Source organism: Neobacillus fumarioli NBRC 102428 (genome assembly GCF_001591485.1).
GTDB lineage: Bacteria > Bacillota > Bacilli > Bacillales > Cytobacillaceae > Neobacillus > Neobacillus fumarioli.
Genome location: NZ_BCUZ01000080.1, coordinates 1 through 12,270 on the forward strand (window position 1 = coordinate 1; position 12,270 = coordinate 12,270).

8 protein-coding genes and 2 pseudogenes are annotated in these 12,270 nt (G+C 43.0%); 3 read left to right on the plus strand and 7 right to left on the minus strand.

Annotated features, from left to right (window positions below; genetic code table 11):
* From BFU02S_RS11395 to BFU02S_RS11405, 3 genes and pseudogenes are all read left to right on the plus strand, one after another.
* Positions 1 to 691: BtrH N-terminal domain-containing protein (locus BFU02S_RS11395; protein ID WP_066370622.1), on the plus strand; the 691-nt coding region annotated here is incomplete at its 5' end.
* Between the two features lie 106 nt (positions 692 to 797).
* Positions 798 to 2,342 (plus strand): annotated as a pseudogene (locus tag BFU02S_RS11400) (IS5 family transposase).
* A pseudogene (locus tag BFU02S_RS11405) lies at positions 2,339 to 3,989 on the plus strand (IS1634 family transposase). Before BFU02S_RS11400 ends, BFU02S_RS11405 begins: the two co-directional pseudogenes overlap by 4 nt.
* Positions 3,990 to 4,534: 545 nt before the next feature.
* Here the strand turns inward: BFU02S_RS11405 and BFU02S_RS11410 are convergent.
* From BFU02S_RS11410 to BFU02S_RS11440, 7 genes are all read right to left on the minus strand, one after another.
* Positions 4,535 to 6,223 (minus strand): glycoside hydrolase family 13 protein, encoded by a 1,689-nt coding sequence (locus tag BFU02S_RS11410; RefSeq protein ID WP_157075913.1) that lies wholly within the window; start codon positions 6,221 to 6,223, stop codon positions 4,535 to 4,537.
* 29 nt (positions 6,224 to 6,252) lie between these two features.
* Entirely contained in the window at positions 6,253 to 7,779 is a 1,527-nt protein-coding gene (locus BFU02S_RS11415) for a glycoside hydrolase family 32 protein (RefSeq protein ID WP_235842040.1), read from the minus strand.
* Positions 7,763 to 8,590, minus strand: a complete 828-nt coding sequence (locus BFU02S_RS11420; RefSeq protein ID WP_066370625.1) for a carbohydrate ABC transporter permease — start codon at positions 8,588 to 8,590, stop codon at positions 7,763 to 7,765. The genes BFU02S_RS11415 and BFU02S_RS11420 overlap by 17 nt, the downstream gene beginning before the upstream one ends.
* Positions 8,590 to 9,471 (minus strand): carbohydrate ABC transporter permease, encoded by an 882-nt coding sequence (locus BFU02S_RS11425; RefSeq protein ID WP_066370627.1) that lies wholly within the window; start codon positions 9,469 to 9,471, stop codon positions 8,590 to 8,592. Before BFU02S_RS11425 ends, BFU02S_RS11420 begins: the two co-directional genes overlap by 1 nt.
* A gap of 72 nt (positions 9,472 to 9,543) precedes the next feature.
* Positions 9,544 to 10,863, minus strand: coding sequence for an ABC transporter substrate-binding protein (locus tag BFU02S_RS11430; protein ID WP_235842041.1), 1,320 nt, complete (start codon positions 10,861 to 10,863; stop codon positions 9,544 to 9,546).
* A gap of 161 nt (positions 10,864 to 11,024) precedes the next feature.
* Complete coding sequence (locus tag BFU02S_RS11435; RefSeq protein ID WP_066370629.1) at positions 11,025 to 12,002, minus strand: LacI family DNA-binding transcriptional regulator; 978 nt, start codon at positions 12,000 to 12,002, stop codon at positions 11,025 to 11,027.
* A gap of 53 nt (positions 12,003 to 12,055) precedes the next feature.
* The coding region (locus BFU02S_RS11440) for a hypothetical protein (RefSeq protein WP_218005651.1) at positions 12,056 to 12,270 on the minus strand (215 nt) is incomplete at its 5' end.

The window sequence follows — 12,270 nt, forward strand, 5'->3', positions numbered from 1 at the left end:
TTTTAAATGGAACCATGGTAAAGACCTAAACTGGGAAATGGTAAAGCACTATTTAGATCATAATATTCCCATATTGATGCTAACGGATACTTATTACTTAGATTTTTATGAAATTAAAGTGCATAATTTTGCTGGTCACACTCTAGTTTTTATTGGTTATGATGAAGAGAATGATACAGCTTATGTATCTGATAACATTAATGATTCAATAATAGCCACTAGCTTAGATTTATTGATTAGGTCAATGAGTGAAGCTAAAGCCCCCTTTTTTAAAAAATATGTTTGGAGTCCAGTTCTACCTTTTAGTAAACCCAACTCTGTTAAAGATGTAGTTATTCGTTCAATGTTGGACACTTCAGAAAAAATGTTTAATACGCCATCTTCTTCTATGGGGTTAAAGGCAATAAAAAGAATAGAACATGAAATCGTTTTCTGGCCAGATCTACCAAACTGGCAAGAATGTTGCATAAATGTATATCGTTCATTGGAGTTGATTGGTACTGGAGGGGCCGGTTTTAGAAATTTGTACACTTTATTTATTGAAGAAGCTACATTAATTCTTCCTTTCTTAAAAGAGATAAACAGCTTAATCAATATGATAGGAATAGCTGACACATATAATAATTTATCTAAAAAATTTTATTTAGCTGGAAGAAAGGATGAAACGAAATATTTAGGGACTGCTGAATAAATAAAATACCCTTGATTTACAAGGATTTTCAGTCTTGTTTGTCGAAGTCCAATGCAAGGATTTTATCACTCATTCTGAAAAAACCTTGCACTTGGAGGCGCCTGCTTTGTATAAAAGAACGGAAAACCAACTTATTTTGCCGGATGACTTTTTCTTGCCGTTTGGCGGTAAATGGAATAAAGACAATCGTTGGGTCAAAATCGCCCAATTGATTCCCTGGTGGAAAGTCGAAGAAAAATACGCCCAATCCTTTAAGAAATCGATGAAAGGCCAAAAATCCTTATCCGTCCGGGTCGCACTGGGCGCCTTGATCATCCAACAACGATTGAAGACGAGTGAGCGGGAAACGGTGCAACACATTGCGGAAAATCCCTACCTGCAATACTTCCTTGGCTTTCCGGAGTTTCAGGAAGGCCACCCGTTTGATCCCTCTCTGATGACGCACTTCCGCAAACGGTTAGGCCCGGAGATCATTCATGAAGTCAACGAATGGATCATCAAGGAAGCCCAACATCATGAGACTCAAGATTCTTCAAACGATGATGAAGAGGATCAACCCCCGGCTGGTTCGGGGACGACAGGAAAAGATCACGATCACAATCACGATCACGCAACTCCCCCGGATTCGGAGACGCATAAGGGCAAATGGATGTTGGATGCCACTTGTGCACCGGCCGATATCGCCTATCCCACGACTTGATCCTTTTGAATTAAGCCCGTGAAAAATTGGAACATCTCATCGACATCCTTTTTGAGCCTCTCCGCGGGACCCGGAAGAAGCCGTGCACTTATCGCCAAAAGGCACACTGACCCTTTCTGGCCGTTGCGAAGCAACGTCGCCCAAAAGCGAAAACCATTCGGAAGGCTATTGGCCAACAACTCCGATATGTGAAACGCGATCTGCACCTGATCGAAAAACTCAAGGAACACAGTCCCTTGACCCTATTGAATAAACAGGAGGACAAACAGCTTCTCGTCATTTCAGAGCTGTATCGTCAGCAACAGGAAATGTACACGCACCGGATTGAGGATCGTATCGTCAGCATCCATCAGCCTCATGTTCGCCCCATTGTCCGCGGAAAGGCCAGGGCCCGTGTGGAATTCGGAGCCAAAGTGGCCATCAGCCTGGTGGATGGGTATGCCTTGGTCGAAAAAATGAGTGGGAACAATGATAACGAAGCTTTGACCTTACAGGAAGCGGTTGAAAGATATCGAGAACGCTACGGTCATTACCCCGAAGCGGTCTTAGCCGATCAGATATACCGGAACCGTGAGAATCGGAAATACTGCAAAGAGAAAGGCATCCGTCTGAGCGGATTGCCGCTGGGGCGGCCTTCGAAGAAGGCTCAAAGCGAGCAAAAGCACATCGCGCATAAGGATTCGGCAGAACGTAATGCAATTGAAGGGAAATTTGGCGAAGGCAAGCGCCGTTATGGGCTGGGCCTTATTCAAGCACGCCTTCAAAAAAACAAGTGAAACAGTCATCGCGTTACAATTCTTAGTCATGAACCTGGACCGCCGGCTTCGCCTTCTTTTTTGGCATTTTACTCACATTTCGCACCCTCTCAGCGAAAATCGGGAGGCTTTTTTCGTTCCGATGTCGAATGAATCCTTGACACACAAGGAAAGTGAAGGAGTTTTTCTCTCATGAACGTTCAAGTCAAAGCGGTCTATCACACTTCCTTTGAATATAATAAGTGCCCTATTCAAGAAATGGGGCCTGCCCCAATTGATCGACCATCTTGTTCCCGTTGATCCGCAGTGCCAGACTCGAGCCAGCGATGCCGTTCAGGCCATCATCTACAATATTTTTGACGGCCGACAAGCCCTCGTTCACCTGGAACGATGGGCTCAGGAGATTGATCTGGAGAAACTCATCCGTTCCGGGCTCCATCCTTCCTGGTTGAATGACGATGCGCTGGCTCGTCATCTCGACCGTCTGTATGAGGACGGCATTCACAACGTCATCAGCACCTGCTTAATTCATCTTTATCGGAAAGAAGGCCTTCCTCTTTTGGTGTTCCACGCCAATACGACGGACAAGACCGTTTACGGTGCGTATGAATCGGCCTCGCCAGAGGCCCTGCAGATCACGCATGACTACAACCGGCATCATCTTTGGCAAAAACAGATCGGCTTCGGACTGGTCGGCAACGAGGACGGCATCCCGTTTTACGGCGATGTGCACGGCGGCAACCTGCCTGACAAACCGTGGAATTCCCAAGTGCTGTTCCGTGTCCATGAACAGCTCAAACAAGCCAAGATCGAAGACGAATGGATTTACGTGGCCGATTCCGCCGCGATGACGAAAGAGACCTTGGCGCAAACGAAAGCCGCCAACGCCTTTTTGATCACGAGAGGCCCTTCGTCGCTCCGGATCGTGAAACGAGCATTGGCCGAGGCCGCCAACATCACGTGGAGCGATCCCTTTACGCTGGCCGAGAGAAACGGCGCCACGTACCGGGTATGGGAAACGACCTCGACATATGAAGGCCACCCGGTTCGGCTGATCGTCGTCGAATCGAGCTCGCTCGACCAGCGAAAAGGAAAGACGCTCGAAAAAGAACGAGCCAAAGAAGCGGAGCTTCTTCACGAGGAACAAGCCCGTTGGGAGCGTCACCTATTCTCGTGCCGCGAAGACGCTGAACAAGCCTTGGCATCCCTGAAGGACTCCCTCCGCCCCCGGTTCCATCGGGTCGAGGCAGTCGTCGAAGAGATCATGCGTCCGAAAAAACGGCGCGGACGGCCGAAAAAAGGGGAGGAACCCGAGATGGAGACGCTGTATCTCCTGCGCCTTGACATTGAATTCAACCACGAGGCGTGGGAACAGGCGAAACGGAAAGCGTCCCGGTTTGTCCTCGTCACTACCGTTCCGAAGGAATGGAAGGGTCAACAAATGGATGCCCAAGAAATCTTGAAGCTGTATAATGGGCAGATCTCCGTGGAAATGAACTTCGCTTTTTTGAAAGACTACTTTTTCACGGATGAGATTTATGTCAAAAAGCCAGAACGGGTTGCGGTATTGGGCTATTTATTTCTCTTGGCCTTGGCCATTTACCCCATTTCTCAGCGCCGGGTGCGTCAGTTCATCACATCGGAACGCCCGTTGAAGGGGCCTGGAGGCCGCAAGCTGACCCGTCCAACGGGACAGGCGATTTTTCAGCTGTTTCAATACGTGAACGTCATCCTGCTGGAGCTGCCGGATGGGCGCATCCAACGCTCACTGGATCGCTCCCTCAACCCGGATCAGCGAAGGATTCTGCAGGGATTGGGCATGGATGAGAGCATCTACGTGTAACGTGATACGGAACGACCAGCGATGGTAAAAAAAGGATTGCCATCGCTCGTCGTGTTGGTCGAAAAGTTATTCTGAAAAACTAAATAAAAAATCCTTTCTTTCTACCCTGTTAGGGTGCGAAATATTAGATATAAGTTGAAATTTTTGTTTTACATCCAGCTTACTACCTTCCACGTTATACCATATCAGCTCGTATTGAGATAAAATCGGAAACGAAAAATCGGAAATTCTTTATTGCAACTTATATAAGAAAAGCGCAAAGCGCCCACCTATCGGCTAAGAGCCCACAAGCCAAACCGAGAAGGATTAGCCCCCGAAAGAAGGGACGGAGCGCATCACGCCGATGGCACTTGGAGCTAGACAGTTCTCTACCCAATCGCAAAATTTTATACCCCCTTTCTTATCTTACAAGAAAATAATCTACAGAAAATGCCTTGAGCTAATTTTACTCGCCACCTAGGCATGAAAATAACCGTTCATCAATCCGTATTTTCAAGTAAAAAGGCGGTTCCATTCACACGAAACCGCCTAACTGGTAAAAATATTTACTTCAACACATACACCCTCGCCTCATATGGACGTAAGGTAATTGATCGAATATCGTCATCACCGCTTACGTCATAGTTGCTAATGAGTAAAGAATGTGTTTGATACGTGATATTTGTTTGCAACTCGAACAAAGGAGTATTGTTTGTAAAATTACATATGACAAGCAGTTTGTCTTCCCCTAACGTGCGGGTAAACGCATAAATTTGTTCGTCCTCTGCTAAAATTAAATCATATGCACCGTACACAATGATATCGTGTTGTTTCCTCAATTGAATCAGTTTTTGATAGTAATAAAAAATAGAATTCGGATCATTTAATGCCGCTTCGACGTTAATGTCTGTATAATTCGGATTGACGTCAATCCACGGTGTACCCGTTGTAAATCCCGCATTCGGTTCGCTTGACCATTGTACCGGTGTGCGAGCATTGTCTCGGCTTCGTTCATAAATAGCGGCCATCATTTCCTCATGCGTCATCTTTCCGCTACCAATTAGTTCTTTATAAGCATTTAACGTTTCAATGTCCCGATAATCGGACAGTTTCGAGAATCTGACGTTCGTCATGCCAATTTCTTCCCCTTGGTAAATATATGGGGTGCCTTGATGCATATGTAAGCATGTCGCCAGCATTTTCGCAGACTGTACGCGATACTTGCCATCATCGCCAAGGCGGGAAACCGCACGCGGCTGGTCATGATTGCTCCAATACAAGCTGTTCCAGCCATCCTTCGCAAGTCCGTACTGCCAATGCGCAAAAATTTTTTTCAACTCTGTCAGTTTCCATTCTCCCGGAGACCATTTTCCATATAACCCGTCTCCTAAACTCACATGCTCGAAATGAAACACCATTTGCAGTTCATTCCGCGATTGTCCTGTGTACAGCTTCGCTTCTTCCACGTTCACACCTGGCATTTCTCCAACAGTAATGATATCGTACTTGGATAGCACTTCGCGGTTCATCTCTTGAAGATAGTCATGCACTTTTGGTCCGTTGAAATAATACGGGCTACCATCACCATATCGATGCCCTAGCTTCACTTCGCCATCCGGGAGACCTTCGACTTTTGAAATCATATTGATGACATCCATACGGAAGCCGTCGACTCCTTTATCGAGCCACCAACGCATCATGTTGTAAATTTCTTTCCGCACGTTCCCGTTTTCCCAGTTCAAATCCGGCTGTTTTTTGCTAAATAAGTGGAGATAGTATTCTCCGGTCGTTTCATCATATTCCCATGCTGAACCGCAAAACGCCGCTCCCCAGTTGTTCGGTGGCTCTCCATTTGGTTTGCCTGGCCGCCAAATATAATAATCGCGAAACGGATAGTTCTCTTTGGACTGTCTTGATTGGATAAACCAAATATGTTCATCAGACGTATGATTGACAACTAAATCCATCATAATTTTTATACCGCGCTTATGTACTTCTTCTAACAATTCATCAAAATCACGAAGCGTACCAAACTCTTTCATAATATTTTGGTAATTGCTAATATCATACCCGTTATCATCATTCGGCGATTGGTACACCGGTGATAACCAGATGACATCGATTCCTAACGTTTTTAAATAGTCCAATTTAGAAATGATGCCTTGCAAATCCCCGATGCCATCACCGTTGCTATCCATAAAACTGCGCGGATAAATTTGATACACAACCGCTTCTTTCCACCATTGTTTCTTCAACATTTTCCCCTCGCAATATAAAATCTTTCCTACCCCCAAATATCCTTCAATTTCCACGCATCGACGGAAAAGACAGTCACGTCCCCACCTTCTGTGAACAGCTCAATTCCTTGGCTTGTTTCGGACGGATAAATTCTTCCCGTCATGACAAGCCGACCGTCATTGACAAACAGTTCCACGGACGAGCGGTCAATAAACAAATGGAACGTGATCGAATCGGTTTTTGGTCCGTCGAGCACTGCCCTACGAATGCCTCCTTCTCCTCTTCCAGAACGGTTTCGGTCAAACGTCACGATGGAGTCCTTCACATCATAGCGGAAGATCGTTTCTTCGCTTCCATCACTCGAACAGCGCACTTTGACACCAAATGCATTCCCACGAAAATCGGCTAACGAAAAGCGAACCAGCAACTCCAAACGTTCGCCTTCGACAGGAACTGTGTATATCGCTTCATATTGTTTTACTGAGATCGATTCCAGATGCGTATACTCTTTGCGCAATAATTGCAATTCCGGCACCGGCTTCATCAAAAGTTTCTCATCATCCGTCAATTCCAAAAGACGCGGAATCGTTAACGCGCCGACCCATCCGTGTTCTTGCGTCGGCATCTGAGACTCCCACATATCCATCCAGCCGAACAAAATTCGTCGTCCTCGTTTATCATCAAGCGTTTGCGCTGCGTAAAAATCAAATCCCTTATCGAGTTCTTCAAACGCTCCGTGTGTCAGTTTCCCTGTTTCCTCATCAAGCGTTCCGACAAGGTAACCGGTTTGATGAAGGTTTTGAAAGCGGTCGCCGACAGGCTCCATCCCTTGCGGTGAAAATAGTAATATATCTTTGCCGTTCAAACGGAATACATCAGGACACTCCCACATGTATCCTAAGCTACCATCGCTTTGTGCAAGGATGTTGACATATTCCCAATGACGCAGATCTTTCGTCTTGTATAAAACGACTTTTCCGTTATTCCCCTCTCGCGTTCCGAGCACCATATACCAATCGTCGCCACGTTTCCACACTTTTGGATCGCGAATATGACCTTGGCAGTCAATCGGAGGCTCGGAAAGTACCGGATTGGCCGGGTCTTTTTCAAAATGGATGCCGTCTTTACTTGTCGCTAAACATTGATATTGCTTCAATTCCGTTTGCTCCTCATTCAACCAAACATTTCCGGTGTAAATAAGTGTGAGAACTCCATGATCATTCACCGCGTTTCCCGAGAAGCAGCCGCCTTCGTCGTACCATTCACTCGGCGCAAGCGCAATCGGTGCACGCTCCCAATGCACAAGGTCTTTGCTTTTCACATGCCCCCAATGCATCGGCCCCCATTTTGGACTGTCAGGATGAAACTGATAGAACACATGGTACTCCCCGTTCCATTGAATCAGTCCGTTCGGGTCGTTCATCCAGTTTACTGGCGCCATAATGTGATAGGCAAGGCGATATGTGCCGTCCATTTTTTCTTTTGCTCGTTGTACTCGTGTTTCTGCTTCCTTTACTATCTCATCATGTCTAGACAATGCAACCAACCTTTCTACATCATTTATTCGAACCATTCATAACCCCTTGAATAATGTATCTTTGGGTAAACAAGTAAACAATGATCACTGGAATGATCGTCACTACTAACCCAGCCATTAATAATCCGTAATCGACAGAATATGTCCCGAAAAAGTAGAACGTAGACAGTGGCAATGTCCGCTCTTCCGGCTTAATTAAAACAAGGGATGGTAATAAAAAGTCATTCCAAATCCAAAGAACATTTAAAATTACAATCGTCATGGTGGTTGGCTTCAACAGCGGAAACACCACTTGAAAAAAGATTTGCAAGCGTGATGCCCCATCAATCATAGCCGCCTCTTCTAATTCTAGTGGAATGCTCTTAATTAATCCATGATAAATAAAAACAGCTAACGATGCACCGAACCCGATATACATATAAATCAATGCCCACTTGCTATTTAAAAAGCCAATCGATCCATAAATTTGCACAAGCGGGATCATAATCGCTTGGAATGGAATGATCATGGAAGCAACCATTAAGAAAAACAAAAACTTATTCAACTTACTTTGAATACGGACAAAAACATAAGCAGTCATCGCTGAAAAAATCGTAATCAGCGCCACGCTAAACACAGTAATAATGAGTGAATTCATAAAACTGTGAGCAAAATTCATTTTTTCCATAGCGCTGAAGTAGTTCGCTAAATTGAATGATTTAGGCATAGACAGTGGATTGGAAATAATCTCTGTTCGCTCTTTTAAAGAATTAAGCAACACTAATATGAATGGAAGAATATATAAACAGAAAAAAATGACTAAAACGATATATCGCACCATCTTCATTAAGGCCTTCGATACGTTCATCACGCTTCAACCTCCCGCTTCTTGCTCATATACACTTGAATGAGTGTAACGATGGCTACAATGAGAAACAAAACAAACGCCTCTGCTTGTCCTGCTCCGTACTTTTGTGATAAAAATGCTTTTTGATACACATACATCGACACGAGCTGTGTGCTCTTGTACGGACCTCCATTCGTTAACGCAATATTTAAATCATACACCATAAACCCTCTTTGAAGAGATAAAAACACGCAAACAATAAACGACGGAACCATCAGCGGCAAAATAATCTTTCTTAATCGAACAAATGCGTTGGCGCCATCAATGCTTGCTGCTTCTAACAATTCTTTAGGGATATTCATTAATCCTGCTATATAAATGACCATCATGTAGCCAGAATATTGCCAAGTTGTCACAATGACAAGCGTCCAAAACGCTTTGTCCGGATCTGCCAGCCACGAAGAGGAGAAAATGCCGATTTTAAAATGCTCTCCAATGTAAACAAGTACGTTCGAGAAAATAAACTGCCAAAGAAACCCAAGGATAATTCCTCCAATTAAGTTAGGAGTAAAAAAACCTGCGCGGAACAAATTTTTAGCACGAATTTCCGTTGTCAACATATACGCCAAAAAGAATCCGACGACATTAATCAAAATAACCGTTAGTAGAACATATTTCATCGTTTTATACATAGATGTCCAAAACGCAGCGTCATCTAGCACCGCCAAATAGTTCTTCATTCCGACAAACGAGTGGCTCGTCGAAACCCCGTCCCAGTTAGTGAACGTCAAATAAATTCCATATAAAAACGGCAAAATAACGACAGTAAAAAAAGCGAACAATGTCGGTCCTGAGAACAGAAGCTGAACTTTTAATCTATCAAAAAATTTTTGGCTGGACATTCATCGTCATCTCCTTGCTAAAAGTTGTGGAATAACGGGCAACCCCGTTATTCCACATAAACTAAAACTCTATTATTGTTGTGATTTCCAGTAACCTTCAATTTGTTTCAACAACTGTTTTCGATCGATTTTATTATCTAAATATTGCTGCATGAACGCACCGACTTGAGACCAATGGTCAGGTGGAAGCGTAACCATAAATTGAAGCGTTTTATTATTGTTCATATACGCTTTAATCGATTTTGCTAATGGATCTTGCGGCTCTAATGTAATATTTTTAAACGCTGGAATGATGTTCGCCTTATTGACTAACACGTCTTGCCCTTTTTCATTATATACTAGCCACTCTAAAAACTTTTTCGCTAACGCTTGTTGTTCAGGAGAGTTTTGTTCTTTGTCAACGATCAAGTATTTCGTTACACCAACAGGGATTTGCGAGTTACCGTAGTCATCTGGATTATCGCTAATTGGAACTGGCAAGAAACCGTAGTTGCCGTTTGTTGTATCAAACCCTTTAATTTGCGGCCATGCCCAGTTCCCCATAAACCAAATACCGACTTTTCCTTTTCCTAATAACTCTGGTCCTTGCTCATACGTTCCTGACATCGGATCTTTCTTATTAATGTTATTTTCTTTTAATAGATCAAACGTATCTAATAGCCCGTTTAATTTTTCGTTTTTCGTCAAATCTTCTTTTCCTTCTTTAAGGTTTGTTAAAAACGCTTCCACTTCTTCAGATTTATTAGATTGAACACTATACCCAATTGGTAAAAAATGTCCTGCGAGCGACCAATCCATCGGAGATTGAAGGTTTGATGCAACTCCTGTTTTTTGAATCTTTTTCATTAACTCTGCTAAATCACTTCTTGTTTTAATGGAAGAAGGATCAAAGTTTCCTCCAACTGCTTTGTCAAGAACAGCTTTGTTGTAAATTAAGCCGTATCCTTCAACCGCAAACGGGAATCCTAAAACCTTTCCGCCTTCTGTCTTAACGACATCTAGGCTGCGTTCAACAGCATCATTCACCCATTTTTCTTTTGATAAATCAAGCGCTTTATCAGCAAATTTTTTCACATCACCTGGATCCAACATTGCGATTGTCGGTGCATTTCCCGATGCATACATCGATGTTACCTTTTCAAATGGTGATTGTCCTGCAGCAGCTGGAATCACCTCTAATGTTGTTCCAGGGTTTTCTTTGCTAAATTCTTTTGCAGCTTCTTCCAACTGTGCTTGAATTTCCCCTTTCGAGTTGAGAAGGGTAATTTTCACTTCGGAGCTAGCAGTTTTCTTTCCATCTGACGATTGACTTTCCTTTGTAGAAGACCCACATCCTGACAACAATAAAGATAATGATAGTACTGCAGCTGACACCATTTTTAGTTTGATCAAATTAGTTCACCCTCTTTTTTAAAAATATTTGTACTTCTATTGTGATTATATTAAAGCGTTTTCAATATGTCAATCGTTTGACATAAAAGATTTTAAACGATTGACATACGATCAAAGAAGGTATTGAGACGTTTATCACTTTCAGCACCTTCTTTGCATCATCACGTCGTTAACCGTTCGACCAACTCTACCGGAAACACATTTTCACGTTCAAACGGTTCTTTATTTACTTGTTTTACAATCAGTTCAACGGCGCATTTCGCCATCTCTTCAATTGGTTGGCGAATAGTTGTCAGGGGCGGAACAAATAACGAAGCAATCTTAATATCATCGTATCCAACAATTTTAATATGCTCAGGAATTCGTTTATTTAAAAAGTAACATATTTGAATAACATACGCTGCCATCACGTCACTACTCGCAAAAATACCATCAATATCCGGATGTTTTTCTAACAAATGCCGAATCATCATTTCGTATTGGGTGATGTCAAAAACATTCAGTTCTGTCTCCACAATCACCGACTCGATCCCATGCTCTTTACTTAATTCGATAAATGCTTGTGAGCGTTTATTGGCAAGCAATTGAAGTTGTAAATTCCCGCTTATATGCGCAACTTTTTTGCATCCTTTTTGAATAAGTAAAGTAGTAGCTAACTTTCCCCCTTCATAGTTATCAGAGGAAATATAAGGAATTTTTTCGCTGATGCACCGGTCAAATGTGACGATCGGATAATTTACGTTCATATATTCTTCTACTTCTAGCGTGTGGCTCCCCATAATAATGCCGTCTACCCGATTGCTTTTGAGCATCTCGATATACTCTTTTTCTTTTTTTCGATCCAACAACGAATTGCAAACTAACACTTTATAACCAATTAAATGAGCGTAATATTCAATGAAACCTGCTAATTCTCCAAAAAACGGATGAGATACAGTCGGAATAATGAGGCCAATTAACTTTGATTTTCGGCGATGCAGAGATCTAGCAATTTCATTTGGTTGATAGTTTAATTCTTCCATTGCCTGATATACTTTTTGGCGGGTTGCATCGCTAATATATCCGCGATTATTTAATACACGAGATACAGTCGTTACCGTAACACCGGCTAATCGCGCCACATCTTTAATCGTGGGCATATTCCTCCTCCTTGCTTTTGCTGTAAGTTCACAGAAAAAGAGCACCTCTTTCCTCACAAGAAAAATTCAGGAAAGAAACGCTCACCATAAAAGCATAGCATATCTAAAAACGCATATTCAATGCTAAACGTAAAATTCAGTTTCTCATTTTTCCCGCTCTTCTGCATAGTGAACAGCGGTTCCAGAGAAACTAGGGAGTGCTTATAGTAGGTTTGAACAGCAGCATGTTCCTTTTCCATATACGCATCCCCTTCGTTCCGAACGTATT

Bases quoted from the DNA above. Each gene is read 5' to 3' on its own strand.
- BFU02S_RS11420 (WP_066370625.1), bottom strand. From the start codon at position 8,590: ATGAACGTATCGAAGGCCTTAATGAAGATGGTGCGATATATCGTTTTA.
- BFU02S_RS11435 (WP_066370629.1), bottom strand. From the start codon at position 12,002: ATGCCCACGATTAAAGATGTGGCGCGATTAGCCGGTGTTACGGTAACG.
- BFU02S_RS11415 (WP_235842040.1), bottom strand. From the start codon at position 7,779: ATGGTTCGAATAAATGATGTAGAAAGGTTGGTTGCATTGTCTAGACAT.
- BFU02S_RS11425 (WP_066370627.1), bottom strand. From the start codon at position 9,471: ATGTCCAGCCAAAAATTTTTTGATAGATTAAAAGTTCAGCTTCTGTTC.